The sequence below is a fragment of the Pseudoduganella sp. GW821-FHT12E03 genome (genome assembly GCF_058807115.1).
In genome coordinates, this window is record NZ_JBXAQJ010000008.1 from 245,487 (window position 1) to 271,763 (window position 26,277).

A 26,277-nucleotide genomic window follows, 5' to 3' on the forward strand; every position below is an offset into this window, starting at 1 on the left:
AATGAAAACCGCCGGTGCGCAAGCCCGGCGGTTTTTTATTACGTGCGCGTTTCCAGTGTGGTTTGCATGACTTGCTGGACTGGATGATAATCAGTGCAATTATTTGAGTTAAAACATACTTATGCCGAATCCGCCTGCCTATACGCCTGATGAGTTGTCTGCATTTATCAAGGCCGTCCAGGATACCAAGCCGCTGAACATTGCCGATCCTGCGGATGAAGCGCGCTACGTCCGGCACTTGCAAGGGCCGAAGAATGCACTGGGACGGCTGAAAAGTGAAATTACGCACCAGGAAGGCGATGGCGTGTATTTGTTCACGGGCCAGATCGGCAGTGGGAAAAGCACGGAATTATTGCGGTTGAAAAAAGAGTTGGAAAGCTCGCAATGCAAAGTGTATTACTGCGACCTGGGTGACTGGCTGAACCTGAGCGCTCCGATCGACCTGGTTAGCATGCTGCTGGGCTTGGTTGCGTCGTGGATAGAAGCAGTCGGCGTTGCCGGACGCGCCAAGCGCACGCCGATCGAGCGCCTGAGGGATTTTCTGACGCGTACCAATATCAACCTCGATAACATTAAGTTGGAAGGTAATATGGCGGCCGCCAAAGCCCAGATCCAGCTGGCCTTGAAAACCGATGAGACTTTCCGGGCCAGGCTGGAGCAGACGTTAAAAAATAACGTCACCGGTTTCGTCAGCCAGGCGCGCAACTTTGTTTCAGAACTGGTGGCCGACATCTGCGCGCACGGCGAAAAATGCGTGGTGATTGCCGATTCGCTGGAAAAGATCCGTGGTTACGGTGAGGAGTCTGAAAAGGTTTATCAAAGCGTGGAACGCTTGTTCCTCAGCGAAGGCGATGCCTTGCGCCTGCCCACCGTGCATGTCGTCTATTCGGTATCGCCTTTCTTGCTGGCGCAGAACCCTCATTTGCCGGGCATCTTGGGACAGGGCGTGGTCGTGAATATGCCATCCGTACATATCTTCAAAAAACGCAGCACGGAACTGGATCCGGATGGTGTCAAGCAAATGACGAGCCTGTTGGAATTGCGTTATCCCGGCTGGGAAAAATTCTTCAGCACGGATTTCCTGCAGCGGCTGATTCATGACGGTGGTGGCGACCTGCGCGACTACCTGCGCGCCATTAAAGTCGTGCTGCTGGAAATGGAAGCGGAGCCGGAAGCGACGGAAGATGATCTGCTGAGTGCCGCGCGAAGCCAGATCAGTCCGCCGAGGCTGATTCCGACCAACGACATCGCCTGGATGGCGCGGCTGGAGCGCAGCCACGATCCCGAGCTCGATGAAAAGGTCAACAGCGTGGCATTCCAGCGCTATCTGGCCACCAAGCATATCCTGGCGTATTTGAATGGCGATGCGTGGTATGCGATCCATCCGTTGCTGCGCGAATGGGTGATGGCAAGGCCGGAAGCGCAGACGCAGGGCGCGCCGGCCGGCACATAACGGGACTGTATCAACCATCCCCGCCGATGAATCCGAACGCTGAACACCGCTCGCTGCTGCGCCGTTTGCGCCAGCAGATACGTCATCATGGCGGCGCAGGGATCGTCTATCTCTTCAGCGATTATCCGCTTGCCAATCAATGGCTCAGGGCGGAACTCGATGCCTACTTGCGCACCAAGGCAAGGTGCCTGCAATACCTGGCCCCCGCCGGTCCCGATGTTCCGCCTGCCGATCTGCTGGCGCCATTGTTTGCGCCGACTGGCGACTTGCCTTGTTTGCCGTGCTGGCTGGTGCTCGGCGATCCCGCCGAGGAGTGGGATGCCTTGCGCGACCAGGTATTGGCCAGGCTGAACGAGAATCGGGCCGTGCTGGAGCGTGAAGAAATATTTGCCCTGCTGGTCTTGCCGACCCGATATGAAGCACGTGCCGCAGCGATCGCGCCGGACCTGTGGTCCGTGCGCAGCGCCAGCTACGTGGTGGCGCCATGGCGTCCCGATGCCGGGGAGGAGACGGCGGCCTACAAACTGGCGGAATCAGCGGATGAGCCTGTTAGGACGGACCTGCTTCCCAGTGAAGGGTTGTTGCGGCGCTGGGACGGGCAATGGCAGGCTTGGCAAGCTGGATCTGAGCCTGCATTGTCCCCGGTGCTGGCCTGGCAATTGGCAGATCAGTTTCATGAATTGGGGATGCCGGAAAAAGCCCGGCTGTATGCTGAACAAGCGCTGACCCTTTGCCGAGAGGTCGTGAAGCGGACTGGCGAGTCGCCGCAGGCGCTGGATAACCTGAGTGTGTCGCTGGACAAGGCCGGCGACGCGGCATACGAACTCGAACAACTAGACACTGCACGTGCCATGTACGAGGAAAGCCTGCACATTAGTCGACGTCTCGCTGCCGATGAGCGCGCGTCGTTGCAAAGTTTGCGCAGCCTGAGTGTAGCATTGGGTAAAGTCGGCAATATCTCCGCTCGGCTCGGCCGCCTGGAAGATGCACAATCCTTATACCAGGAGAGCCTGATGATCCGCCGCCGCATCCTTGAGCAGGAAGGTGCATCGGAAGAGCGCCTGCGTGATCTGTCAGTTGCACTTAACAAGGTGGGAAACATTGCGTATGAACTGGCGCAATTTGATTTGGCACACACTGCATATCAAGAAAGTTTGGAGATTCGCCGCAGCATCATTGAGCAGTGGGGCGATTCGCCAAACAACTTACGGGATCTGAGCGCGGTGCTCGATAAAGTGGGAAGCGTTGCATGGAAAATGGGACAACTCGATGCCGCGCGTACCGCTTATCTCGAAGGACTGGATGTATGCCGCCTGATTATCGAGCGTTGGGGCGCATCCCCCCAACGCATGCGGGCTTTGACAATTTCATTGAACATGGCAGGGCATATTGCCAGGAAGCTTGGATTGTTGGATGAGGCGCACGCACGTCATCAAGAGAGTTTGGACATTCGCCGCCGTCTGTTGCAACAACTGGGGGAGTCCCCGCAGGGATTGAGGGATTTAAGTATTTCGCTGGACGCGGTCGGTAATGTGGAGCGAGACCTTGGGCGATTGGACAGTGCACGCCACCTGTATGATGAAGGCTTGATGCTTCGGCGTCGCCTGCTTGCGCAGCTGGGCGAGTCGCCACAAAGCTTGCGGGATTTAAGTATTGCTCTGGACAGTGCGGGACAGCTCGCAACGGATCTTAGCCAGTGGGACACTGGGCTTTCCCTGTATCAGGAAAGTCTGGCCATCAGTCAACGCAACTTGGCATTGGCGGGCGAATCGCCCCAACGGCTAAGAGACTTGATCGTATCGTTGGACAATGTCGGGGACGCCCAGTCTAAACTCGGCCGAACAGAAGACGCATGCGTCGCATATAGGCAAAGCATCGACCTGTGCCGGCGCATTAACGCGCAAGTTGGGGAGTCGGTACAAAGCCTGCAAGACCTGAGCATTTCACTGGTAAAAGCCGGGGATCTCGCTGCCCGGGATGGTCAATACGATGAGGCGCGTGTCGTCTTTGCTGAAAGCCTTGCCATAAGCCGCCACATCGTCGAGAAGCTGGAAGCCTCTCCGGAGAGCATGTCGCACCTGAGCCAGATTCTGAAGCGCATCGGCCACCTAGCGCAACAGCAAGGCAACCACCAAGCCGCAACCGAAGCACTACAGGAACACGAAGCAATCGAGCAGCGCCTGGCGCTGCTGCGCCATTGACGATACGGTCAGCGGAACTCGTCCGCCGCCAACCCGTATTTCTGCATCTTGTGATACAGCGTTTGCTTCGGCACCGACAGCGCGGTACAGGCATCGGCCACGCTGCCACCGGCATTGCGCAATTCCAGTTCGATCAGCGCCCGTTCAAACGCCGCCACCTGGTCCGCCAGCGGCAGGGCGGCGGCAATCTCGCCGGAGGGGCCGGCGCCCATGCCCAGCGCAAAGCGGTCCGCCGCGTTGCGCAGTTCACGCACGTTGCCGGGCCAGTTGTGCGCCATCAGCGCCTGCATGTGCGCGGCCGGCACCATCGGCATGTCGCGGTTGTAGCGGCTGCACGCATCCATCAGGAAGTGTTCGAACAGCAGCGGGATATCTTCGCGCCGCTCGCGCAGCGGCGGGATGCGCAGCACGATCAGGTTCAGGCGGTAATACAGGTCGCTGCGGAATTTGCCCTGGTCGGAAAACGCTTTCAAGTCCACCTTGGAAGCGGCTACCACGCGCACATTGACGGGCACCGGGGAGTTGGACCCGAGCCGCTCGATATAGCGCTCCTGCAGCACGCGCAACAGTTTTACCTGTAACGTCAGCGGCAGGCTTTCAATTTCGTCGAGGAACAGGGTGCCGCCATCGGCGTGTTCGATCTTGCCCACCTGGCGCTTGGCGGCGCCGGTGAACGAGCCGGCCTCGTGGCCGAACAATTCACTTTCAAAAATCGTTTCCGGCACCGCGCCGCAGTTGATCGCCACGTAATGGCTGGCGGCGCGCTGGCTGAACTGGTGCAGGCAACGCGCCACCAGTTCCTTGCCGGTCCCGGTTTCACCATAAATCAGCACGTCGGCCGGCTGGCACGCGACGCTGTCGATCAGGCGGCGCAATTCCACCATGGACGGCGCATTGCCCAGCAGGGTGGCGGCAATGCCCTGGTTGTTGGCCAGGCGCTGGCGCAGGCTGTGCACTTCGAGCTGCAGCGCGCGCTTGTCGGCGGCGCGCCGCACCACGTCGGCCAACTGTTCCGACGAATACGGTTTTTCAATGAAGTCGTAGGCGCCATCGTGCATCGCCTGCACCGCCATCGCGATATCGCCATGGCCGGTCACCACGATGACAGGCAGGTTGGGATCGATCCTGCGCGCCGCCTGCAGCAGTTCCAGGCCGCTCATGCCGGGCAGGCGCACGTCGGTGACCAGCACGAACGGGCAGTGCGCTTCGAGCTGCGCCAGCGCCTTTTCCGCTTCCACGAATTCGCGCACGTTGAAGCCGGCCAGGTCCAGCGCCTGCGCGCTGCCGGCGCGCACGGTCGGATCGTCTTCGACCAGCAGGATTTCAATATCGTAAATGCTGTCCATCATGGTTTATGTCTCCTGCGGCGCTTTTTTTAATTGGATGACGAAACATGCGCCGGTGCTGGTTTGTTCCGCGTTGAGGGTGCCGCCGAAGTCCGCGATGATTTGCCCGGAAATCGGCAATCCCAGCCCCAGGCCCTGGCCCTGTGGTTTGGTAGTGTAGAACGGTTCGAATAAACGGGCGCGCGCTTCTTCCGACAGGCCGGGGCCGGTGTCGGCCACGCGCAGTTCGACCCAATCGCCGCCGGCGTCGGTGCTGAGGCAGGCGCTCAGGCTCAGCACCTTTTCGCTGCTGGCGGCCATCGAATCGAGCGCATTGGTCACCAAATTCAACAGTACCTGCTCGAGCCGGTTGCTGTCGCACAGCGCGTACAAGTCCGGCTCCGCGATGCGCAGCTGGAACGTGACTCTTTCCAGGGTCATGCGGCGTTCCACCAGCACCAGCAGGTTGGCGATCGCGGTATCGATCGACACTGCCGCCAGCGCGTCATTGGACTTGCGCGCAAACGTCTTCAGCTTGCCGGTGATGGTGCCCATGCGGGCCACGATCTGGGAAATGTTTTTCAGGTTGTTGCGGGCGTCGTCCATCCGTCCGCGCTCGAACAGCAGAACGGCATTGTCGGACATGGTGCGCAGCGCCGTCAGCGGCTGGTTCAGTTCATGGGTGATGCTGGCCGACATTTGGCCCAGCACCGCCATTTTCCCGGCCTGGAACAATTCGCTTTGCGTGCGGTGCAATTGCTGTTCCGCCTGGCGCCGCACTTCGATTTCCTCCGACAGGCTTTGCGTGATTTTTTCCAGCCGCGAAGTGCGCTCGGCCACCATCGCTTCCAGGCTGTTATAGGCCGATAGCAAGTCTTCGCGCGCCTGCAGCCGCTGGCGCAACGCGCGCCGGCGCTGGCGGAAGAACAGGAACAGCAGCACCAGGAAGCCATAGGCCAGGATCGCGAACACCATGCCGATGCGCGAATTGGCGCGCACCGTGGACAGGTCGGACAGGTAAATGAAGGTCCACTGGCGCGGCGCCAGCGCGCGGGTTTGCGCCAGCATCGGCAGCGGGCGCATGTGGTCCGGCGCGCCGGGATCGCGGATCGCCACCACGCGCGTGCCATCGGCGCGGGGCACGTCGGCATCGAAGCGCAGCGGTGGCAGCGCTTCCTGGTGGTACTGGCGGGTCTGTTCCAGGTGCGCGCGCACGTTGGCCGGCAGGGGATTCAAGGTGCGGTAGCGCCACGCCGGGGCGGAACTGAGGAAGATCACGCCATTGCTGTCGGCCAGCATGACCTTGTCCAGGGTGCCGGTGTTCCAGCTTTTTTCCAGTTCGCTGATATTGACCTTAACGGTCGCCACGCCCAGCATCTTGCCGTCGCGGTAAATGCCCTGGGCGAAGAAATAGCCCGCTTCGCGGTTGGTGGTGCCGACCCCGTAAAAGCGGCCGGAGCGGCCGCGCAGGGCGTCTTGCAGGTAAGGGCGGAACGCGACATAGTCGCCGACGAAACTGTCCTTGTGGCGCCAGTTGCTGGCGGCTTGGGTGTGGCCCTGCAAATTGACGATATAAATCGTGCTGGTGCCGGCCTGGCGGTTCAGGCGTTCCAGGTATTCGTTGACGCTATGGCGCAGGGCTGGATCGTCCTGGCGCTGCAGCAGCGACACCACGTCCTTGTCCAGTTCCAGCATGCGCGGCAGGAATTCATACTTGTCGAGCAGGTTTTCCAGGCTGGCCGCGTAGGTTTCCAGCCGGCGCGCCCCGGCCGAGCGCACCCGCTCGGTATTGAGTTCTTCCAGCCACCAGTAGGCCAGCCACGCCAGCACGCCGCCCACCAGCGCGACCACGCACCACGCCAGCGCATCGCGCCAGCGCCGGCGCGGCCGGGGCGGGCGCGCTGGCGGCAGCCGCGGCGTCAGCGCCGCGGGAATGGTGGTGGTGTCGTGCAAAGGTGGCATCGAAGGACTATAGCAAAGTTGGCCGGGGCGGCCACTCCGTAATTTCCGCAGGCGCCTCAGAACAGGTGGCGCATGCCGAGATTGAACGCGGTCGGGGTGTGGCCGTCATCGGTGGCATTGCCGACCACGAAACCTGCGCCATTCTTGTTGTTGATATGGCCATACGCGGTGTACAGGTCGGTGCGCTTGGACAGCGCATACATGTAGGCCACGCCGAACTGGCGCGCATCCCGGTTGGCTTTGCTGCGGTCCTGGTGTTCCAGCACGGAACCGAGCACGCGGTGCGGGCCGAATTCGGCCGACATGCCCAGCAACAAGTCGCGGCTGTCGGCGCCGCCCACGGCGCGGTTTTGCGCATAGGCCAGGTGGCCGGTGTAGGCGCCCAGCGTATAGCGCACGGTGGCCAGCGTATTGCGCGTGTGGTCGGCCAGCACGGCTTCTTCGCGGTGGTGGTGCGCCAGCACGACCGCCAGCGGGCCTTGCACATAGTTGGCCGCTACGCTCAGCGAACGCTTGCGGGTGCTGTCGATCGCCACTTCACCGGCGCCATAGGTGGCGTCCAGCGCCCAGCCGGCATAGCGGTACGACGAGAAGCTGACGGAATTGTCGACGCGGCGCGGCGCGGCCATGATGTTCGGCGCCTGGCCTGCCAGGCCATCCTCGAACGGATCGGCCACGTCGCGCAAGGCTTTGTAATACGCGGAATACTGGCGGCCGACGCTGACCGTGCCCCAGCCGCCCGACAGGCCGACAAACGACTGGCGGCCGAAGGTCAGGCCACCCTGGCCGGACGCGCCGGTATCGATGCCGACGCCGCCCTCGATGACGAACAGGGCCTTCATGCCGTTGCCCAGGTCTTCAGTACCTTTGAAACCGATGCGCGAGCCGGAATTCAAGCCGCTGCTGACATAGGTGTTGGTCCCGCCCGGGCCGCCGCGCTCGACAACGATGCCGGCGTCGGCGACGCCATACACTTTAATGCTCGATTGTGCCTGGACGGCGCCGCAGCCCAGCGACAGGAAAACGGCGAGGGCGGTTGCGGTGTGTTTCATGGTGACTCCTTTGGTCTTGGTATAGGTGGTGTTCTGTGTTGCTGTGTGCTTGCTGTGTACTTCGGTGTGCCGCGGGCCCGGCGCTATGCCGGGCCATGGCGGCGTCAGGCCGCGTGCGGGTACGTGCGTTGATCGGCTTCCTTTTCCTGCTCGCCAAGCGCGCCTTCCCATTTCGCGACCACCGCGGTGGCGATCGCGTTGCCGACGGCGTTGGTGGCGGAGCGGCCCATGTCGAGGAATTGGTCGACGCCCATCAGCAACAGCAGGCCCGCTTCAGGAATGTTGAACTGGGTGAGCGTGGCGGCAATCACCACCAGCGAGGCGCGCGGCACGCCGGCAATCCCTTTCGAGGTCAGCATCAACAGCAGCAGCATGGTGATTTGCGTGCCGATCGACAGGTCGATGCCGTACGCCTGGGCAATGAACAGCACGGCAAAGGTGCAGTACATCATCGAGCCGTCGAGGTTGAACGAATACCCCATCGGCATGACAAAGCTGGAAATGCGGCGCTGCACGCCGAACTTGTCGAGTGCGATCAACAGTTTTGGATAAGCGGCTTCCGAGCTGGCGGTGGAGAAAGCCAGCAGGAACGGTTCGCGGATCAGGCCCAGCAGCTTGAAGACGCGCGGACCGATGACGGCGAAACCGGCGGCGATCAGCAGCACCCACAGGCAGGCCAATGCGAAGTAGAAACCGCCCATGAATTTGGCGAAGGTGGCCAGGATGCCCAGGCCATTGGTGGTCACCACCGAGGCGGTGGCGGCAAACACGGCCAGTGGCGCCATGTTCATGATCGCGCCGGTGATGTTGAGCATCACGTGCGACAGTTCATCGATCACGGCCAGCAGGCGCTTGCCGTGCTCGCCCAGCGCGCCCAGCGCGGAACCGAAGAAGATCGAGAACACCAGCACTTGCAGGATCTCATTGTTGGCCATCGCTTCGATCGGCGACTTCGGCACCACGTGCGAGATGAAGTCTTTCAAGGTGAAGGCGGCGGTTTTCAGGCCAGTCGAGGCCGTCACGTCCGGCAGCGGCAAGCCCAGGTTGGTGCCCAGCTGGAACAGGTTCGACAGCACCATGCCCAGCGTCAGCGACACCAGCGATGCGCCCATGAACCAGGCCATGGCCTTGATGCCGATGCGGCCGGCGGCCTTGCCGTCCGACAGGTTGGCGATGCCGACCGTCAGGGTCGAGAACACCAGCAGCGCGATGATCATCTTGATCAGGCGCAGGAAGATGTCGGTGATGAGGGAAATGTGGCCGGAAATCGTGGCAGCGATTTTCTTGTCAGGGAAGATCGTGTGGCAGGCATAGCCGACCGCGATACCGAGCAGCATCGCGAACAGGATATATACAGTTATTGGGCGCTTTTTTTGCATAGCAGTCTCCGTTGTTGTCAGGATCCGCAGCGGGTAAGCCGCGGGGTTGTCCCTTATTAGCAATCGCCGTGCCTGCTTGAAAAGATTCGTTACACTTCTGCAAGTGACTGTTTTGTAAGGTGGTTTTGTTGGCGGGTAGCCGGTTCCGGGCCGGTCGCGTATGACGGGTTGGACAGGGTGCGCGCGGCGTGTCCGAATCTTTGGACTGCGGCGAACGGGCTGTCTTAAAATGGCGCCTTTGTTATTGCATTGACATTCCCATGACGGCACCGATCGAGCAGTTTGGCGTTCCCTTTGACGGCTTTACCTTGCGCGGCGACCACTATCCGGGGGAGCGCAGCAACCATACGGTGCTGCTGCACGGGGCAGGCGCGAGTACGCGCCACATACACCATTTGCTGCGCAACGCGTTGCAGCAGCGCGGTGTCGGCACCACCTGTTTTGAATGCGTGGGCCACGGCGACACGGGCGGCGAGCTGGCGCAATCGTCGGTGGCCAGCCGCACCCGGCAGGCGCAAGCCGTGATTGCCGCCCGGGCGGTGGAACAGCCGTTGGCGCTGATCGGCATCAGCATGGGGGCGTACAACGCGATCCGCCTGACGCAAACCCACGCGGTCGATGCGCTGGTGCTGATGGTGCCGGGCGTATACACGCCGGCGGCGTATGAAGTGCCGTTCGGTCCGGCATTTTCCGCCGTGATCCGGCGCGAGCGCAGCTGGGCCGAGACCGATGCGTGGGATATCCTGGCGCGGTTTGAAGGGGCGCTGCTGGTGGTGGCGGCCGAGCACGATGCCGTGATTCCGCGCGAGATTTGCGAACGGCTGGTGGCGTCGGCGGTGCGGGCGCGCCAGCGGGGATTGATGGTGGTGGAGGGCGGGCAGCACAACCGCGTGTGGGCGCTGCTGGCGGAGCAGCCGGAACGCTTTGACGCGGCATTGGGGCGGGTGGCCGGCACGCTGCAGGGGGCAGGTTGATGCAGCGGGCCGTCCTGGCGTTGTTGCTGGCCGCGTCCAGTGTGGCAATGGCGGGGCCGCAGGGCGGCGTTGCCGCGCCGTCCGCGCCGGTTGGCAATGTCGACGCGGGCCGGGCCGAGTTTGCCCGCTGCCAGTGGTGCCATCAGGCGGGCCCGTCGGCACGCAGTGGCTTTGGCCCGCAATTGACCGGCATTGTGGGCCGGCGCGCGGGCGCGGCGGCCGACTATCGCTATTCGGCGGCGATGAAGAATTCCGGCGTGGTGTGGACCGAGCCGATGCTGGCGGCGTTTGTGAAGGCGCCGCAAAAAGTCGTCCCCGACAACAAGATGCGGTTCTGGGGCATCAGCGATGAGCAGCGCATTGCGCATTTGCTGGCGTACCTGCGGACCTTGTAACGGTTGTGTTCCTTTTAGATGTGGCCCAGTCCTACATGGTCAGTGTGAGCACGCCTACAGCATTGGGACTCGGCGCGGCATAGCATGACGACTCCGTTAGCGCATCGCACCGGCAGACAGGGTGCGGGCGCGAAGGGCAACCCAACCATGCAGGAGGATGTGATGGCAAACCAAGGCAACCAGGGCCGCGGCAAAGATGACGATGACGACATCGGCAACCGTGGCGGTAACCAGGACAGCAAGCAGGGCAGCAATCAGGGTAGCAAGCAGAGCGGCAGCCAGGATAGCAAACAGGACAGCAAGCAGGGCGGCAACCAGGGCGGCAGCAAGCAGTCGGGCGACACCAGCAACCGGGGTTTCGCGTCGATGGACCCGCAACGGCAGCGTGAAATCGCGGCCGAAGGCGGCCGTGCCGCGCATGCTTCCGGCAATGCGCATGAGTTCACGTCGGAAGAAGCGCGCGAAGCCGGCGCACAAAGCCACAAGAACGATGGCAACCGCCAGTCGGGCTCGAGCGGTTCGTCCGGTTCGTCGGGCAGTGGTTCATCCGGCGGCACCACCAGTGGTACTTCGGGTGGAACGTCGGGCGGAACCCGGGGCGGCACGCCTGAACAGCATGCTGAAGCGGGCCGTCAAAGCCACAAGAACGACCGCAAATAAACGGTCAAGCTGAGCGCCGGCGGTCACGCCGGCAGGGCGGACGTGACGTCCGCCCTGCACCGCGCCGCGCACTTGCGCGGCGCTTTCTTATTTTTGGTATGTCACGCGGTAGACCTTGCCCGCGTAATCGTCGGAAATCAGCAGCGAACCGTCCGCCAGGACCGCCACGTCCACCGGACGGCCTGTGACTTTGTCATCGCGCTGCAGGAAGCCGTCGATGAAGGTGGTCTTGCTGACGGCCTTGTTGCCATGCAAGGTGACCAGGCTGATCTGGTAGCCGATCTTGTTTTCCCGGTTCCACGAGCCGTGTTCCGCGATGAACACTTGGTTGCGGTAAGCCTGCGGGAATTGCGTGCCGGTGTAGAACGTCAGGCCCAGCGGCGCCACGTGGGGGCCCAGTTGCGCGACCGGCGCGACGTATTGCTCACAGCTGTTGGCCTTGCCGAATTTCGGGTCGGGGAAAACGCCGCCGTGGCAATACGGGAAACCAAAATGCAGGCCTGCTTTGGGCGCGACGTTGAGTTCGCACGATGGGGTGTTGTCGCCCATTTCATCGGGGCCGTTATCGGTGAACCACAGGTCTTTGGTTTGCGGATGCCAGGTAAAGCCGACGGTGTTGCGGATGCCGCGCGCATATTCTTCCCAGCCGCTGCCATCCGGGTTCATGCGCCACAGTTTCGAGTAAATCTCGCCTTCCTTGTCGCAGGTATTGCACGGCGCGCCGACCGGCACATAAATCTTGCCATCCGGGCCGGCCTTGATGAATTTCTCGCCGTGCCAGGCGTCCTTTGGCAAATCGTCCTTGACCACCTTGTACGCGGGCTTGGCGGCATAGGTTTTGTCGATGCCGTCAAAGCGGATGATGCGGGAAATTTCCGCCACATACAGTGCGCCGTTGAGCACCGTGACGCCGATCGGATTTTGCAAGCCCTCCGCCACGGTGACGACCTTGTCGGCCACGCCATCCTTGTTGTCATCGACCAGCGCATACACTTTGCCGGCCTTGCGCGAGCCGACGTAGACGATGCCGCTGTCCGAGACCGTCATCGAGCGGGCGGTATCGACATTGTCGGCGTAGACCGCGATGCGGAAACCCTTCGGCAATTTCAGGCCGGCCAGGTTGTCGGCGCCAGGCTTGGCGCCGGAGGCCGCCACGGTTTTCGGGGCAGTCCCGATATAGTCCGCCAACTGGCCAATCTGCGCCGCGCTCAACACCTGCGACCAGGCTGGCATGCCTTTGGTGGCGACGCCCTTGCCGATGATGTTGACGAGGTTGGACTTGGTCGGCGCGCCGTGGATCCACGTCTGGTCGATCAAACTGGGCCCCTCGGCGCCTTCCAACTTCGCCCCATGGCACGACGCGCAATAAGTCTGGTACAGCTTTTCACCGGCACTGACGGAAGGACCGGCCGCCACCGCCGCCAGCGGCAAAGCCATACAAAGCAGCGCGGCGCCGCGCAAGAAGTCGAATTGGGGCATGAAGTGAACAATGTAGTTGAAAGATAGCGATATCTTACCCTACCCCCGGTGGGGTCAGGCGTGCGTTCGTGCACTAAACCTGCGGGGTCAGGCGTGCGTTCGTGCGTTTTGCAACGGCCTCGCTTGCCACTGCGCCTGTAACGGCGGGCGATGCGGGAAACGATGCGGTCCGGCTGGCGCCAGGTCCGCTGGTTTTGTGGCGGAGCGTGCGCCGGGGAACGCGGTTTGCTGCCAATGCCGGATGTGGCAATTGCCGCCGTTGCCGGGCCGGCGCCAGGCGGCACCGGCTTTTCAGCGAAAAGAAGTGCACGATTGCACGCCTGACCCCACCCGGGATGTGCACGAATGCACGCCTGACCCCCAAAAAAAGCCGGCCGAAAGAGGGGTGGGGTGGGAGGGAATCGGGTTATAAGCGGAACACGGCGGCGGCGCCGGCCAGGGACTGGGCTTGCTCGCGCAGGCTGAGGGCGGCGGCGGCGGCTTGTTCCACCAGGGCGGCGTTTTGCTGGGTGACGGTGTCCATGTGCGCGATCACCTGGCCGACCTGGGCAATGCCGTCGCTTTGCCGCTGGCTCGCTTCGACGATGTCGCGCATGTAGTGTTCGACTTGCCGCACGGTCGCTTCAATGCGCGGCATGGTGGCGCCGGCGGTGTCGACCAGTGCGCCGCCGGTGTCGATGCGGGCCACCGCGCCGCCGATCAGGGTCTTGATTTCACGGGCCGCGCCGGCGCTGCGCTGCGCCAGCGAACGCACTTCACTGGCCACCACGGCGAAGCCGCGCCCCTGTTCACCGGCGCGCGCCGCTTCCACCGCGGCATTGAGCGCGAGGATATTGGTCTGGAACGCGATGCCGTCGATGACGCCGATGATGTCCATGATGCGGTGCGCATCGGCGCGGATGTCTTGCATGGTGGCGACCGCGCCCGCCATCGCCGTGCTGCCCTGCGCGGCAATCTGCGATGCCGATACCGCCAGTTGCGACGCCTGTTGCGCATGGCCGGCATTGGCGCGCACGGTGGCGGTCAGCGCTTCCATCGAACTGGCCGCCTGCTGCAGCGCGCCGGCCTGCGATTCCGTGCGGACCGACAAGTCGGCGTTGCCGCCGGCGATTTCATTGGATGCCACGCTGACCGTGTCGGCGCCGCTGCGCACGGTGCGAACGGTGTGCGCCAGGCTGGCGCGCATGGCGTGCAGCGCGGCCAGCAACTGGCCTGTTTCGTCGTGCCTGCCGCGCAAAGTGCCGCTCGAAGCGCTGCTTAAAGTGCTGCTCAATGCCCCGCTGAAACCGCCGCTTGACGTACCACGCAGTGCCGCTTCCGGCTGCGCGCACAAGTCGCCCGCCGCCACGCGCTGCGCCAGCGCCAGCGCCTGTGCCAGCGGTCCGGTGATGCCGCGCGCCAGGCGCCATGCGGTCAGTATCGCGCAGGCCATCGCGGCCACGCACACCAGCGCCATCGACAGCATGGCGCGCCGGCCCTGTTCGTCGAATGCCGCCAGGCTGCGGCTGATATCGTGGTTTTGCAGGACGGCCAGCTGGTCCAGCGCGGCCAGCCATTGTTCCTGCAACGGCGCCACGTCCGTGGTCAGGATGCGCAGCGCCTGGCCGGCATTGAATTCCGCCACGAACGCTTGCGCCTGTGACACCAGCGGCGCACTGGCCCGGGCATAGGCGCGCATGCCGGCAAGAATGGCGGCGGCGTCGGCACCACCGTCCGCAGCCGCACCGGCACGGCCAACCGGATCTGCAGCCTTATCGTCAACCGCACCATCAACTGCACCATCATTACCCATCAACGCCAGCAGCCTGGCTTCCGCCTCCGCATACCGCCCTCGCTCGGCCACGATGCGCGCCATGTCCGCCTGCATCTTCTGCAAATCATGTGTCGCGCCAAGATTGCGCGCCGCCTGTCCCTGGCGGTACAACGCTTGCCGCATGGCTGCCAGTTCCACCGAGCGCGAAGTGTTCCGCTCGACGGCGCTTGCCAGCCGCTGCTGCGCGGTTCGCGCGGACAGTGCGCCGATGGCGGCCACCACCGCCATCAATACCAGCATCAGCCCAAACCCCAGCGCCAGCCGGTGGGCGATTTTTAAAATGCTCAGTTTCACGACCGTCTCCGCTGCGCCGGTCATGGCCGGCGCCTATCGTTATCGAGTGGGGGCTGCCGTTACTGCGGCGCCGCGCCGATCCGCAATTCGCTGGCCGGATCGAAGAACACCGCCTTCGACAAATCAAACGCCAGCCGCACATCGCCGCCCGGCAGCGCGCCGGCGCGCGGATGCGTGCGGCAGGTGGCGCGGATGCCGTTGAACCACGCGAACACCAGCGTGTCCGGCCCGGTCGGTTCCGTCATCTCGACCGTGCAATCGACTTCGGTCGGGTGGTAGCCTTCCGCCGTGGCGGCGCGGCGCGCGGACTCGGCATCCGTCACGTGCTCCGGGCGGATACCGAGGGTGACTTCCTTGCCCGCATAGGGCAGCAACGCGTTGGAGGCGTCCGGCACCGGCAGCAAGGTGGTGGTCCCCGCATGCTCCAGCGCGAAGGCCAGCCCGTCGCCCTGGGCGGTCAGGCGGCCGCGCAGGAAGTTCATCGACGGCGAACCGATAAACCCCGCCACATACAGGTTGTTCGGCAAGTCATAGATCTCTTGCGGGCTGCCAAACTGTTGCACCACGCCGTCGCGCATGACAGCAATGCGGTCGCCCAGGGTCATCGCTTCGATCTGGTCGTGCGTGACGTAGACGATGGTGGCGCCCAGGCGCTGGTGCAGCAGCTTGATTTCCGCCCGCATTTCCACGCGCAGCTTGGCGTCCAGGTTCGACAGCGGTTCGTCAAACAGGAACAGCGAAGGATCGCGCGCAATCGCGCGGCCCATGGCCACGCGCTGGCGCTGGCCGCCGGACAATTGCGCCGGCTTGCGGTCCAGCAGATGGCCCATTTGTAACGTGTCCGCCACGCGCGCCACGATCTTTTCCTGCTCCTGCCGCGGCACCTTGCGGATGCCCAGGCCGAACGAAATGTTTTCGCGCACCGTCATGGTCGGATACAGCGCATACGACTGGAACACCATCGCAATGTCGCGCTCTTTCGGCGGCACTTTGTTGACGACGCGCTCGCCGATGGCGATTTCTCCCTCACTGACGGATTCCAGGCCCGCGATCATGTTCAGCAAGGTGGACTTGCCGCAGCCGGAACCGCCGACCAGGATCAGGAACTGGCCATCCTCGATATCGAGGTCGATGCCCTTGAGGATTTCCGCACCGTTTGGATAGACCTTGCGTACATTACGGATCGATAAACTTGCCATGTCAGTCTCCTTAACCTTTGACGGCGCCGGCCGTCAGGCCGCGCACGAAATATTTGCCTGCGACCAGATAGATCACCAGGGTCGGCAGTGCGGCGATGATGGCCGCCGCCATGTTGACGTTGTATTCAGTCACACCGGTCGAGGTGTTGACCAGGTTGTTCAGCGCCACCGTGACTGGTTGCGCATCGGCGCCGCCAAACACCACGCCAAACAGGAAGTCGTTCCAGATTTGCGTGAATTGCCAGATGAAGCACACCATGAAGATTGGCAGCGACAGCGGGAAGATGATGCGGCGGTAAATCATGAAAAAGCCCGCGCCATCGATGCGCGCCGCATTCACCAGTTCTTCCGGCACCGTCACGTAGTAATTGCGGAAAAACAGCGTGGTGAACGCGATGCCGTAAATGATGTGCACCACCACCAGCCCCGACGTCGTGTTGGCCAGGTCGGCCATGCCCAGCAGGCGCGCCATCGGCAAGATCACCACCTGGAACGGAATGAAGCAACCCACCATCAGCGCCGTGAACACCACGTTGTGGCCGGTGAAGCGCCAGTGCGCAAGCACGTAGCCATTGAGGGAGCCGATCAGGCTGGAAATGAGCACGGCGGGAATCACCATTTGCATGGAATTCCAGAAGTAGGGCGCCAGGCCTTCGCAGCGCACGCCGGTGCACGCTTGCGACCATGCCTTGCTCCATGCGGCGGTGGTTGGCGCCAGCGGGAAGTCCAGCAAGTTACCGTCGCGGATCTGGTCCAGGGTTTTCACGGACGTGGTCAGCATCACGTACAACGGCGCCAGGTAATACAGGGCCACCAGCACCAGCAAGGTATAGATGGCGATACGGCCGATGGTGATGCGTTCACCATCGAGCGATTGCATGTCAGCGGCCATGGCGGGCTCCTTTTGTTTCCAGGTACATCAATGGCACCAGCACGGCCAGCACGGTGGCCAGCATCATCATGGCGGAGGCGGCGCCCAGGCCCAGCTGGCCGCGCGTGAATGAGAACTGGTACATGAAGATGGCGGGGACGTCGGACGAGGTGCCGGGACCTCCGGCCGTCAAGGCCATCACCAGGTCGAAGCTCTTGATGGCAATGTGCGCCAGCACCAGCAAGACGGAAAAGAACACAGGACGCAGCGACGGAATCACGATGCGGCGGTAAATCGTCGGCAGGCTGGCGCCGTCGACCATGGCGGCCTTGATGATGGAATCATCGACACTGCGCAAACCGGCCAGGAACAGCGCCATCACGAAGCCGGACGATTGCCACACGCCGGCGATCACCACCGTGTAGATCGCCATGTCGGAATCGACCAGCCAGTCGAACGTGAAGTGGGTGAAACCCCAGTCGTGCATCATTTTTTCCAGGCCCAGGCCGGGATTCAAGATCCACTTCCAGGCTGCCCCCGTGACGATGAACGACAACGCCATCGGATACAGGTAAATCGCGCGCAGCGCGCCTTCGTGGCGGATGCGCTGGTCCAGCAACACCGCCATCATCAAGCCGATCGCCAGGCACACCAGGATGAACAGGCCGCCGAAAATGCCGAGGTTGGAGGCGGAAGTCCACCAGCGTTCAATGCCGAACAGGCGTTCATACTGCACCAGGCCGGCGAATTCAAAATTGGGCATCATGCGCGATTCGGTCAGCGACAGGTACGCGGTCAGGGCAATGAAGCCGTAGACAAAGACCAGCGACGCGATGATGGTGGGGGACAGCACGAGGCGGGGCAGCCAGGCGTCGGCCAGCGCGCCGAAGCGGCTGGTGTTGGCCTGTTGCGGCGGCAGGCAGCTGTCGTTGGCGGCGTTGCGCGGGGGCGGCGCCTTGGCGGGCGGCGGCATAGGCCGCACGGCGGATGCGAGGGGTGTTGCGGACATCGTCAATCTCCTTGGAACTGGGGTGTGACACGCGGCGTGTCACTCGTAGGGCGGTTTGGCCGGAAGGCCAAGCCGCCATGCATGCGTCATCGGCGGCGCCTGGCGGCTAAGCCTTACGGCTTAACCGCCCTACGGTACGTGGCCTGCCCGCATTGACACCGTGGACAGACCACCGGGCATTACATGGTCTTGGCTGCCTTCGCCAGCGCCTGCACGGCCGCCTGCGGCGTCATGCTGGTGCTCATGAACTTGGCGATCACGTCCTGGATCGCGCCGGCCTTGGCGGTGTCCACCGCCATGCCGTGCGCCAGCGATGGCACCAGGCCGCCGCCTTTGCTGGTGGACGCCATGTCATCCATCGACTTGGTGGCGCAGCTGTCAAACCTGGTGCGGGCCACACCGGCGCGCACCGGGATCGAGCCCTTGTTCAGGTTGAACACTTCCTGGAACTCCGGGCTCATCACCGCGCCGGCCAGCGCCAGTTGCGCCTTCTGGTCGTCGGTCCCCTTCATCTTGAACATGGCCAGCGAATCGATGTTGAAGGTGAAGGATTTATCGGTGCCCGGCGCCGCCATGCACAGGTAATCCTTGCCCGGGACCTTGCCGGCCGCCGTGAATTCACCCTTGGCCCAGTCGCCCATGAATTGCATGCCGGCCTTGCCGTTGATGACCATCGCGGTCGCCAGGTTCCAGTCGCGGCCCGCCGCATCCTTGTCGATATAGGTCTTGATGCGGGCCAGGGTTTCAAAGCTCTTCAGCATGGTCGCGCTGGTCAGGCTGCCCTGGTCCAGCTGCACCAGCGCTTTCTTGTAAAAGTCCGCGCCGCCGGTGCCCAGCACCACCGATTCAAACAGGGTGGCGTCCTGCCATGGCTGGCCGCCGTGCGCCACCGCCACCATGCCGGCTTTCTTGATCTTGTCGGCCGCGTCGAAGAATTCATCGAAGTTGGCGGGCGCCTTGGCGCCGGCCTTGGCCAGCACGGCCGGGTTGACCCACAGCCAGTTCACGCGGTGCACATTGACCGGCACCGCCACGTAATGGCCCTTGTATTTCATGACATTGGTCACGACCGGCGGCAGGTTGGCGTCCCATTTGCCATCGGCGGCGGCCTGGTCGATATTGGCCAGCACGCCTTCCTGCCCCCATTCCTGGATCGACGGGCCCTTGATTTGCGCGGCGGTCGGCGCGCTGCCGGCCATCACGCGGGCTTTCAGCGCGGTCGCCGCGTTTTCGCCGCCGCCGCCGGCCACGGCGAAGTCCTTCCACGCCACGCCCTTGGTTTCCATCATTTTTTTCAGTTCCGCGGCGGATTTCGCTTCGCCGCCGGAGGTCCAGTAGTGCAGCACTTCCACTTGCGGCGCGGCTTGCGCCGAACCTGTTGCCGAACCGATGGCCAGCATTGATGCCACTGCGAGGGTATGTAATTTCATCATCGTCTCCTTGATTAGTTGTAGGTCTTACCACCAGGCTTCCATGTGCACGCCATACGACACGCCGCTGGTGTCGCTGCCATATACCGGACCGGAATTGTTGGATGCGTTGACGGACTTCGACGCCGCGTCATTCCACTTGCCATAGCTGACAAAGAAGCGCAGTTCCGGACGCGACCAGTAGTCGCGGCCCAGCGACAGGGTCGGCGCGATGGTCAGCTTGGTCAGGCGCTGCGTGCCCGGCGTGGTGTCGGTCTTCAGGTTCGTGACACCCAGTTCGGCCTGCAGCTTGAAGTTGTCCGACAGCGCATACACGGGACGGGCGCCCACTGTGGTCCAGGTGGAATCGGCGGCTTTCGGGTTCTTGTCGCGCTGGTACAGCGCCACGAATTCCATGGAAAAATCGCGGGTCGGCTGGATCCATAGCGAGTCGAATACGCGCAGGCGGGTCACGTCCGAATCGAGCAGGGTGCTGCCCGATGGGCCCATCCGCGCGCAGCACGGGCCATTGATGCCAGTGCCAGGGCCGACGCCGTATTGCACGCCGATCTTGTTGTCGCCGCCCAGCACCTTGTTCTGGCGGTGCAGCACGGTCAATTGCCAGCCGCCGTGCGTGCTGTTGTCCTTGCCTTCGGCGGAAATGATGGAAGCGGCGAAGTCCAGCGTGCCATCGGCATTGACCGGCAAGCCCTCATAGAGGAAGTTCTGGCGCAGCGCCGAGGTCGAATCGGTGACCTTGCCGGTGACCGGGTCTTTGGTATTGAAGTCGCTGTCCTTGAACATGGCGTAGCTGACCTTGCCCGGGCCGACCGGATAGCGGTCGATACCGCCGCCGGTGCCGTTCATGTTGATGTATTGCAGGTCCAGCATGTGGATGTCGGGACGGTAGTAGTAGCGCTTGCCGATCCACGCCACGCCACCCTTGAGTTCCGGTACGTTGCGTGCTTCGATGTAGGCCTTGGCCAGGCCCAGCTTGGCGTCGCCGAAGTCGGAACTGTTCTTGTACGCGTCGGCCCACACGGTGGCGACAAAGCTGGCGCCGTTGGCGGACTTGGCGATTTCCTTGGTGTAGCCCAGTTCGGTGTAGCTGTCGCATTCATTGCCGAGGCGGTACCCCATGGTGATGCCACCGAGGCCGTAGCAGCTTTGCGTGCCGCCATGGTTGCTGCTGCCGGCGCCGGCACGCAGGTAGCCGTGGAAGCCTTCGTTATCGTGGTCGCCGGCCTGGGCGGCGCCGCACGAAACAGCGAGGGCGATGGCGGCGGGCAGGGCTTTAATGAGGGTCTTGCGGTTCATCTGTGTGGGTCTCCGGTTTGTTGTTTTGAGTGCTGCTGGAACGGACAGTAACAGTGGAAAAAATGTGATTCCAGCAAGGCCCGGAGTGGCCGTCATGAACATGTTAAGTTGATGATTTTTAAGAAGAAAGTACTTTCCGGAGAGGGCGGGGCGCTAACATATCCTTACAATGCCTCCCGTGCGGGGCGCGGCGGCGGCTGCAACATTTCGCAATAATTCCTTGCGCTTCTTAGCAAATTGCTTCGCATCCTTACCAACGTTTCGGTCTATCTTTCAGTTATAGTCTGACCCGCACCACAGCCACCACAACGACAAACACCGGACAACGAGCCGGCACGGAGCACATGAAGGAGACGAACCGCCCACCAAGCAAGGCCCTGGTCCTTGCCATGGCCGCCTGTCTGGCGACAGGCGGCGTGCCGGCACACGCCGATGCCTTGCAGGTGCTGCACTGGTGGAAGTCCGCCAGCGAACGCAAGGCGGTGGACTTGATCGCGGCGCGGCTGGCGGAACAGGACATCGGCTGGCGCGACGGCATGGTGCCCAGCGGGTCCGGCGCGGCGGCCGCCATCGTGCTGCGTTCGCGCATGCTGGCCAAGGATGCGCCGGAAGTCGCGCAAGTGAACGGGATCGTGATCCGCGACTGGGCCCGGCTCGACTTGCTGCAAAACCTCGATGCGGTGGCGCAGGCGGGCAAGTGGGACAAGCTGCTGTTGCCCACCGTGGTGTCGGCCATCCAGTCCGATGGCCACGTGTATGCGGCGCCGGTCGGCATCCACCGCATGAATAACCTGTACTACAACCGCAAGCTGTTTGCGCGCGCCGGAGTGGCCGCGCCGAATACCTGGGAAGAGTTCGAGCGCGTGGCGGCCCGCTTGCTGCAACTGGGCGTGACGCCGTTGGCGCAAAGCAGCGAATCATGGCAGGTGGCGGGGTTGTTTGAAATCCTGGTGCTGTCCGAAGGGGCGCCGTTTTACCGCAGCCTGTTCCTGCAGCGCGACCCGGCCGCCTATACCGATCCGCGCCTGGCGTCCGCCTTGAACCGCTTGCGCAGCCTGAAAAAATGGATGGGCGCGCCGATCGCGGAACGCACCTGGGACAGCGGTATTCGTGAACTGGCGGAAGGCCGCGCCGCCATGATGGTGATGGGCGACTGGGCCAAGGGTGAGCTGATGGCGCGCGGGCTGACTGTCGATGAGGGCTTTGGCTGCGCCACGGTGCCGGGCACGGAGCGCTGGCACCTGTACAACATCGATACCTTGTCAATGCTGGCGGCGCGCGAGGCGCACCGGGGGGACCAGGAAAAGCTGGCGGCGCTGATCGTCACGCCGTCGCTGCAAAATGATTACAACCAGATCAAGGGCTCGATCCCGGTCTTGCGCAATACGCCGGTGGCAAAAATGGATGCCTGCGCGCGTGCCTCATGGAAGCTGTTCAACAGCGGCATCGAGGCGCAGGTGCCCAGCCTGGTGCACCGCATGGCGACGGACGAAACCGTGCGCGACGCCATCGTGGCCGAAGTGCACCGCTACTTCCTGGACGACAGCCTCAGTACCGCCGATGCGCAGCGCAAGCTGGGCGCAATTGGCCGTACCTACACCCCGCACAAAATTATTAAGTAATAGACCGAGCCGCACCATGCGTAAAATCCTTATCGTCGACGACGACCAGAAAACGCGGACCCTGTTGAAGACGTACCTGGAAAAGAACCAGTACGAAGTCTACCTGTCCCACAACGGCGAATCGTTCCTCGCTGAATTCCACCGCCATGCCGATGAACTGTCGCTGGTGATCCTCGACGTGATGTTGCCGGACACGGATGGCTTTGTGCTGTGCAAAACCGTGCGGCACCGCTCGAACGTGCCGATCATCATGCTGACCGCGTCGTCCGATGAAACCGACCGCGTGGTCGGGCTGGAACTGGGGGCGGACGATTATGTGTCGAAGCCCTACAGCCCGCGCGAACTGCTGGCCCGCATCAAGGCCATTCACCGCCGCACCGGCATGGACAGCGCCAGCGCGCCGCGCTATTTCCGCTTTGTCGGCTTCACGCTGGACACGGTGGCGCGCACGGTGACGGACGCCAACGGCGCGCTGGTGCCGCTGACGGGACTGGACTTCCAGCTGCTGAAGTATTTCGTCGAACATGCGGGCGATATCCTGGACCGCAGCGCGCTGTGCGAAGGCACGCGCGGCCGCGATTCCGGTCCGCTCGACCGCTTCCTCGATGTGCAGATTTCGCGCCTGCGGCTGCGCCTCAATGACGGCGGCAAGAATCCGCTGCTGATCAAGACGGTGCGCGGGGCCGGCTATGTGTTTTCCGCGGATGTGACTGCGTCCAATGCATAATGCACACCACCGCGAACACCATCGCGGCCCCGGGCCGGCGCCGGTTGCCGAGGCGGCGCGCAGCCTGTCGCGCTGGCAGCGCTGGCTGAACCGCTGGTTGCCGCAGTCGCTGCTGGGCCGGCTGACCCTGGTGATGGTGATCGGGGTGCTGTTGACGCAACTGGCGGGCAACTTTATCTGGGCCGCGCAGCGCCGCGCGGAAGCGTTGTCGGAGGTGGCGACGGCGTCGCAGCACGTGGGCCGCAGCGCGGCCAGCGCCGTGCGGTTTTTCCTCAGCTTGCCGCCGAATTACCGGCCTTTGATCATCCAGCAATTCCGTGAAATGGGCGGCACGCGCTTTTTTGCCACCATCAACCGCAAGCCGCTGGACGTGCACGCCATCACCGGGCAGGAACTGGCCGATGCGGCGTTAAAACAGTTGCGCGCCACCTTGCAGGAAGGCTTGCCGAATACGCCGAACCTGCGCATGGTGTTTGTCATGCCGGACCGGTTGCCGGTCGACGACGATGGCGCGCTGCTGGCGGACTTGCCGGAAGCGTGGACCCAGCAAGTGCTGCTGACGCGGCCCGCGCCGGTGCTGCTGATCCAGGCGGAAATGGACCCGGGCCACTGGCTGTACCTGGCCGCGCTGATGCCGAACCCGTATTTCCTGGAAACGGGCAATCCGCTGACGCACGACCGCCTGCTGTTGCAGGCGCTGTCGCTGGCGGCCGTGCTGCTGCTGTCGATCCTGGTGGTACGCTGGATCACGCGGCCGCTGGCGGCGCTGTCGGACGCGGCCACCGCGTTCGGCCAGGGCGAAAAGCCGCCGGCGCTGCCGGAAACGGGATCGCGTGAATTCATCAACACGGCGCGCGCGTTCGATGCGATGCGCCAGCGTATCGGGCGCTATATCGACGACCGTGAAAAGCTGTTCGTGTCGATCTCGCACGATTTGCGCACGCCCATCATGCGGCTGAAACTGCGCACGGAATTGCTGGACGATGAAGCCATGCAGGCGGAATTTCATGACGACCTCGATGAACTGGACATGATGGTCAAAGGCGCGCTGCAAACCGTCAAGGACAGCGATATCCATGAAAACCCGACCGAAGTGCGGCTCGACGCGCTGCTCGAACGCATGGTGCGCGATGCGCAGCTGGCGGGGCATGAAGTCATCTTCGCGGCCTCCGGCCTGACGGTGACGGCGAAACCGCTGGCGCTGAAACGCGCGATCGGCAATTTGCTGAACAACGCGCTGCATTACGGCGTGCAGGTGGAACTGGCGGTGCGCGAGCACAACGGCAATATTGAAATCACGGTACGCGACCACGGTCCCGGTGTGCCGGACGAGGCGCTGGCCGAGCTGTGCGAACCGTATGTGCGGCTGGAACACGGCCGCAGCCAGAATGCCGGTGGCATGGGGCTGGGTCTGGGCATTGCGCGCGGCATCGTGCAGGCGCATGGCGGGGAGCTGGCGCTGGCCAATGCGCCCGGCGGCGGTTTTATGGCCACCATCAGTTTGCCGGGCGGGGCATTCAATCCTGAGCGCGGCGCATAAACTGTAGGGCGGTTTCCGCATCGCGGAAGCCGCCATTGCGTGCGCCGCCATAATCGCCGGTGTTCGTGGCGGTGCATGCATGGTGGCTTTGCTGCGCAAATCCCCCCTACGGAATGACACCGGTAATTTCTGCCCGCGTTGAGGCCTGTCATTGTATTATCATGCAGATAACTTTCTGCGGAGATACCTCATGAGCAAAGCCCTGCGCCTGTCAGAAAAATGGTTCCAGCGCGGCCTGTGGCTGGTCGCGTTCGCGTTTGCCGGGTTTTTGATCGGGCTGGGCGGCCAGATCGTCGATAACCTGGGCACGGTCGAGCAGGCGCTGGTGCTGGAACAATTCATGGACCCGCAGCGCACGCCGGTGGTACGGGCCGCGCTGAAGCAGGAGGAAGCCAAGCAGTCCGCCGCCAGCAAGGCGCTGGAACAGGCGCGGCAGCAGCACCAGGTGGCGCAAGCCAATACCCAGTCGGCCCGCGAAACCTTCGACAACTGGCTGGCCACGCGCCATGCGACAGCCAAGCCGGAACAGGATCCGGAACTCATCAAACGCACCCGGGAGCTCGATGCGCTGAAGGCGGAAGAGCGCAAGGCGCTGTCCGTGGTGGAGGCGCAGGAGCAGGCTTACCTCGATGCCTCGCAAGGCAAGGACCGCGCCCAGCACGAATGGGATGCGCTGGCCGAGTCGGCGCAGGGCGCCTACCAGTCCGCGCTGCGGGCGCAAGAGTTGCGCGTATTCGGCTACCGCCTGTTGTTGACCTTGCCGCTGCTGGTGGCGGCGATCTGGCTGTTCAGGAAACACCGCAAGAGCCAGTACTGGCCCTTCGTGTGGGGCTTTATTTACTTTGCCGCGTTTGCGTTCTTTGTCGAGCTGGTGCCGTACCTGCCCAGCTATGGCGGCTATGTCCGTTATATCGTTGGCATTTTGCTGACGGTGCTGGTGGGGCGCCAGGCCATCGTTTCCCTGCAACGCTACCTGGAAAAACAAAAGGCGGCCGAAGCGCTGCCGGACAGCCAGCGCCGCCAGACCCTGTCCTATGACGTGGCGCTGGCGCGGCTGGATAAAGGGGTTTGTCCCGGCTGCGAACGTCCAGCCGACCTGAAGGACCCGTCGCGCGATTTTTGTCCCCATTGCGGTATCGGGCTGTTCAACCACTGCGGGGCGTGCCAGGCCCGCAAGAGTGCGTTCAGCCGGTTCTGCCATGCTTGCGGCACGCAGGCCAGCCCTGAAAACAGCGAAATCCGCTAAAAATTGACGTCTGGTCCCTGTTTTTTGCAGTTCATCGCAATCCTGATCTGGATCAAGGGGCGTTTCGGTATAGTTCAACCATACCGAAACGCTTCAGCTTTCGCCCAATTGACCAATCAGGGGAGAATAAAAATGAACATCGCTAAAAACATGGAAATCATCTTCGTGGCCGCCACCCTGGTGCTGGGCCTGTCGTCGGAAGCGCTGGCGCGCAGCACGCCGCGTCCTGCGCCAACCCTGGAGCAGCCGGCGTACACCTCGGCCACCGTCATTGCCGGCAAGACGCCGGTGGTGATCGTGTCGGCCAAGCGCCTGACGGCGGCGGAAAAGGCAGCGATCGCGGGTTAAAC

Annotated in this window: 21 protein-coding genes; 10 read left to right on the plus strand and 11 right to left on the minus strand. The window is 63.0% G+C overall.

What is annotated here, in order from left to right; genetic code table 11:
- Positions 1–352: 352 nt before the first annotated feature.
- Together AC1RRC_RS21250 and AC1RRC_RS21255 are read left to right on the plus strand one after the other, a co-directional pair.
- Positions 353–1,453 (plus strand): hypothetical protein, encoded by a 1,101-nt coding sequence (locus AC1RRC_RS21250; protein WP_493057519.1) that lies wholly within the window; start codon positions 353–355, stop codon positions 1,451–1,453.
- 26 nt (positions 1,454–1,479) lie between these two features.
- Entirely contained in the window at positions 1,480–3,654 is a 2,175-nt protein-coding gene (locus AC1RRC_RS21255; RefSeq protein ID WP_493057520.1) for a tetratricopeptide repeat protein, read from the plus strand.
- A gap of 8 nt (positions 3,655–3,662) precedes the next feature.
- Here the strand turns inward: AC1RRC_RS21255 and AC1RRC_RS21260 are convergent, their stop codons facing one another.
- The 4 genes from AC1RRC_RS21260 to AC1RRC_RS21275 all read right to left on the minus strand — a co-directional run bounded on the left by AC1RRC_RS21260 (position 3,663) and on the right by AC1RRC_RS21275 (position 9,372).
- The gene (locus AC1RRC_RS21260; RefSeq protein ID WP_493057521.1) at positions 3,663–5,003 is read right to left on the minus strand and encodes a sigma-54-dependent transcriptional regulator; all 1,341 of its coding nucleotides are present in this window, start codon (positions 5,001–5,003) and stop codon (positions 3,663–3,665) included.
- Between the two features lie 3 nt (positions 5,004–5,006).
- Positions 5,007–6,941 (minus strand): sensor histidine kinase, encoded by a 1,935-nt coding sequence (locus AC1RRC_RS21265; RefSeq protein ID WP_493057522.1) that lies wholly within the window; start codon positions 6,939–6,941, stop codon positions 5,007–5,009.
- A gap of 56 nt (positions 6,942–6,997) precedes the next feature.
- Positions 6,998–7,993 carry a porin gene (locus AC1RRC_RS21270; protein WP_493057523.1) on the minus strand — a complete coding sequence of 332 codons (996 nt, stop codon included), beginning with the start codon at positions 7,991–7,993 and terminating at the stop codon, positions 6,998–7,000.
- A gap of 104 nt (positions 7,994–8,097) precedes the next feature.
- Positions 8,098–9,372, minus strand: coding sequence for a dicarboxylate/amino acid:cation symporter (locus AC1RRC_RS21275; protein WP_493057524.1), 1,275 nt, complete (start codon positions 9,370–9,372; stop codon positions 8,098–8,100).
- Positions 9,373–9,632: 260 nt separating this feature from the next.
- On the opposite strand from AC1RRC_RS21275, the gene AC1RRC_RS21280 reads away from it, so the two are divergent.
- From AC1RRC_RS21280 to AC1RRC_RS21290, 3 genes are all read left to right on the plus strand, one after another.
- On the plus strand, positions 9,633–10,346 hold the full coding sequence (locus AC1RRC_RS21280) for an alpha/beta hydrolase (protein ID WP_493057525.1): 714 nt from the start codon (positions 9,633–9,635) through the stop codon (positions 10,344–10,346).
- A gap of 47 nt (positions 10,347–10,393) precedes the next feature.
- Positions 10,394–10,741 (plus strand): c-type cytochrome, encoded by a 348-nt coding sequence (locus AC1RRC_RS21285; RefSeq protein ID WP_493057689.1) that lies wholly within the window; start codon positions 10,394–10,396, stop codon positions 10,739–10,741.
- Between the two features lie 162 nt (positions 10,742–10,903).
- Positions 10,904–11,401 (plus strand): KGG domain-containing protein, encoded by a 498-nt coding sequence (locus AC1RRC_RS21290; protein ID WP_493057526.1) that lies wholly within the window; start codon positions 10,904–10,906, stop codon positions 11,399–11,401.
- Between the two features lie 87 nt (positions 11,402–11,488).
- On the opposite strand, the gene AC1RRC_RS21295 is transcribed toward AC1RRC_RS21290, so the two are convergent.
- The 7 genes from AC1RRC_RS21295 to AC1RRC_RS21325 form a co-directional block, all read right to left on the minus strand.
- Positions 11,489–12,880 carry a c-type cytochrome gene (locus tag AC1RRC_RS21295; RefSeq protein WP_493057527.1) on the minus strand — a complete coding sequence of 464 codons (1,392 nt, stop codon included), beginning with the start codon at positions 12,878–12,880 and terminating at the stop codon, positions 11,489–11,491.
- Between the two features lie 406 nt (positions 12,881–13,286).
- The gene (locus AC1RRC_RS21300; RefSeq protein WP_493057528.1) at positions 13,287–14,987 is read right to left on the minus strand and encodes a methyl-accepting chemotaxis protein; all 1,701 of its coding nucleotides are present in this window, start codon (positions 14,985–14,987) and stop codon (positions 13,287–13,289) included.
- Positions 14,988–15,046: 59 nt separating this feature from the next.
- Positions 15,047–16,186, minus strand: a complete 1,140-nt coding sequence (locus AC1RRC_RS21305; protein WP_493057529.1) for an ABC transporter ATP-binding protein — start codon at positions 16,184–16,186, stop codon at positions 15,047–15,049.
- A gap of 10 nt (positions 16,187–16,196) precedes the next feature.
- Positions 16,197–17,078, minus strand: a complete 882-nt coding sequence (locus tag AC1RRC_RS21310; RefSeq protein ID WP_493057530.1) for a carbohydrate ABC transporter permease — start codon at positions 17,076–17,078, stop codon at positions 16,197–16,199.
- Complete coding sequence (locus AC1RRC_RS21315) at positions 17,068–18,066, minus strand: carbohydrate ABC transporter permease (RefSeq protein ID WP_493057531.1); 999 nt, start codon at positions 18,064–18,066, stop codon at positions 17,068–17,070. Before AC1RRC_RS21315 ends, AC1RRC_RS21310 begins: the two co-directional genes overlap by 11 nt.
- Positions 18,067–18,245: 179 nt before the next feature.
- Complete coding sequence (locus AC1RRC_RS21320) at positions 18,246–19,496, minus strand: ABC transporter substrate-binding protein (protein WP_493057690.1); 1,251 nt, start codon at positions 19,494–19,496, stop codon at positions 18,246–18,248.
- A gap of 27 nt (positions 19,497–19,523) precedes the next feature.
- A complete protein-coding gene (locus tag AC1RRC_RS21325) occupies positions 19,524–20,792 on the minus strand; it encodes a maltoporin (protein WP_493057532.1) in 1,269 nt (422 codons plus the stop codon).
- A gap of 344 nt (positions 20,793–21,136) precedes the next feature.
- Here AC1RRC_RS21325 and AC1RRC_RS21330 point away from each other — a divergent pair, with 344 nt between their 5' ends.
- From AC1RRC_RS21330 to AC1RRC_RS21350, 5 genes are all read left to right on the plus strand, one after another.
- A complete protein-coding gene (locus AC1RRC_RS21330; protein ID WP_493057533.1) occupies positions 21,137–22,414 on the plus strand; it encodes an ABC transporter substrate-binding protein in 1,278 nt (425 codons plus the stop codon).
- A 16-nt stretch (positions 22,415–22,430) separates the two neighbouring features.
- Entirely contained in the window at positions 22,431–23,141 is a 711-nt protein-coding gene (locus AC1RRC_RS21335) for a response regulator (protein ID WP_493057534.1), read from the plus strand.
- Complete coding sequence (locus AC1RRC_RS21340) at positions 23,134–24,681, plus strand: ATP-binding protein (RefSeq protein WP_493057536.1); 1,548 nt, start codon at positions 23,134–23,136, stop codon at positions 24,679–24,681. Before AC1RRC_RS21335 ends, AC1RRC_RS21340 begins: the two co-directional genes overlap by 8 nt.
- Before the next feature lie 190 nt (positions 24,682–24,871).
- Positions 24,872–25,927 carry a serine endopeptidase gene (locus AC1RRC_RS21345; protein ID WP_493057537.1) on the plus strand — a complete coding sequence of 352 codons (1,056 nt, stop codon included), beginning with the start codon at positions 24,872–24,874 and terminating at the stop codon, positions 25,925–25,927.
- A gap of 132 nt (positions 25,928–26,059) precedes the next feature.
- Positions 26,060–26,275 (plus strand): hypothetical protein, encoded by a 216-nt coding sequence (locus tag AC1RRC_RS21350; protein WP_493057538.1) that lies wholly within the window; start codon positions 26,060–26,062, stop codon positions 26,273–26,275.
- Positions 26,276–26,277: the final 2 nt, after the last annotated feature.

What these genes read in the sequence shown, in the direction of transcription:
- AC1RRC_RS21255 (WP_493057520.1), top strand. Translation starts at nt 1,480, where the DNA reads ATGAATCCGAACGCTGAACACCGCTCGCTGCTGCGCCGTTTGCGCCAG.
- AC1RRC_RS21260 (WP_493057521.1), bottom strand. Translation starts at nt 5,003, where the DNA reads ATGATGGACAGCATTTACGATATTGAAATCCTGCTGGTCGAAGACGAT.
- AC1RRC_RS21265 (WP_493057522.1), bottom strand. Translation starts at nt 6,941, where the DNA reads ATGCCACCTTTGCACGACACCACCACCATTCCCGCGGCGCTGACGCCG.
- AC1RRC_RS21270 (WP_493057523.1), bottom strand. Translation starts at nt 7,993, where the DNA reads ATGAAACACACCGCAACCGCCCTCGCCGTTTTCCTGTCGCTGGGCTGC.
- AC1RRC_RS21275 (WP_493057524.1), bottom strand. Translation starts at nt 9,372, where the DNA reads ATGCAAAAAAAGCGCCCAATAACTGTATATATCCTGTTCGCGATGCTG.
- AC1RRC_RS21280 (WP_493057525.1), top strand. Translation starts at nt 9,633, where the DNA reads ATGACGGCACCGATCGAGCAGTTTGGCGTTCCCTTTGACGGCTTTACC.
- AC1RRC_RS21285 (WP_493057689.1), top strand. Translation starts at nt 10,394, where the DNA reads ATGGCGGGGCCGCAGGGCGGCGTTGCCGCGCCGTCCGCGCCGGTTGGC.
- AC1RRC_RS21290 (WP_493057526.1), top strand. Translation starts at nt 10,904, where the DNA reads ATGGCAAACCAAGGCAACCAGGGCCGCGGCAAAGATGACGATGACGAC.
- AC1RRC_RS21295 (WP_493057527.1), bottom strand. Translation starts at nt 12,880, where the DNA reads ATGCCCCAATTCGACTTCTTGCGCGGCGCCGCGCTGCTTTGTATGGCT.
- AC1RRC_RS21305 (WP_493057529.1), bottom strand. Translation starts at nt 16,186, where the DNA reads ATGGCAAGTTTATCGATCCGTAATGTACGCAAGGTCTATCCAAACGGT.
- AC1RRC_RS21310 (WP_493057530.1), bottom strand. Translation starts at nt 17,078, where the DNA reads ATGGCCGCTGACATGCAATCGCTCGATGGTGAACGCATCACCATCGGC.
- AC1RRC_RS21315 (WP_493057531.1), bottom strand. Translation starts at nt 18,066, where the DNA reads ATGTCCGCAACACCCCTCGCATCCGCCGTGCGGCCTATGCCGCCGCCC.
- AC1RRC_RS21320 (WP_493057690.1), bottom strand. Translation starts at nt 19,496, where the DNA reads ATGAAATTACATACCCTCGCAGTGGCATCAATGCTGGCCATCGGTTCG.
- AC1RRC_RS21325 (WP_493057532.1), bottom strand. Translation starts at nt 20,792, where the DNA reads ATGAACCGCAAGACCCTCATTAAAGCCCTGCCCGCCGCCATCGCCCTC.
- AC1RRC_RS21330 (WP_493057533.1), top strand. Translation starts at nt 21,137, where the DNA reads ATGAAGGAGACGAACCGCCCACCAAGCAAGGCCCTGGTCCTTGCCATG.
- AC1RRC_RS21335 (WP_493057534.1), top strand. Translation starts at nt 22,431, where the DNA reads ATGCGTAAAATCCTTATCGTCGACGACGACCAGAAAACGCGGACCCTG.
- AC1RRC_RS21340 (WP_493057536.1), top strand. Translation starts at nt 23,134, where the DNA reads ATGCATAATGCACACCACCGCGAACACCATCGCGGCCCCGGGCCGGCG.
- AC1RRC_RS21345 (WP_493057537.1), top strand. Translation starts at nt 24,872, where the DNA reads ATGAGCAAAGCCCTGCGCCTGTCAGAAAAATGGTTCCAGCGCGGCCTG.
- AC1RRC_RS21350 (WP_493057538.1), top strand. Translation starts at nt 26,060, where the DNA reads ATGAACATCGCTAAAAACATGGAAATCATCTTCGTGGCCGCCACCCTG.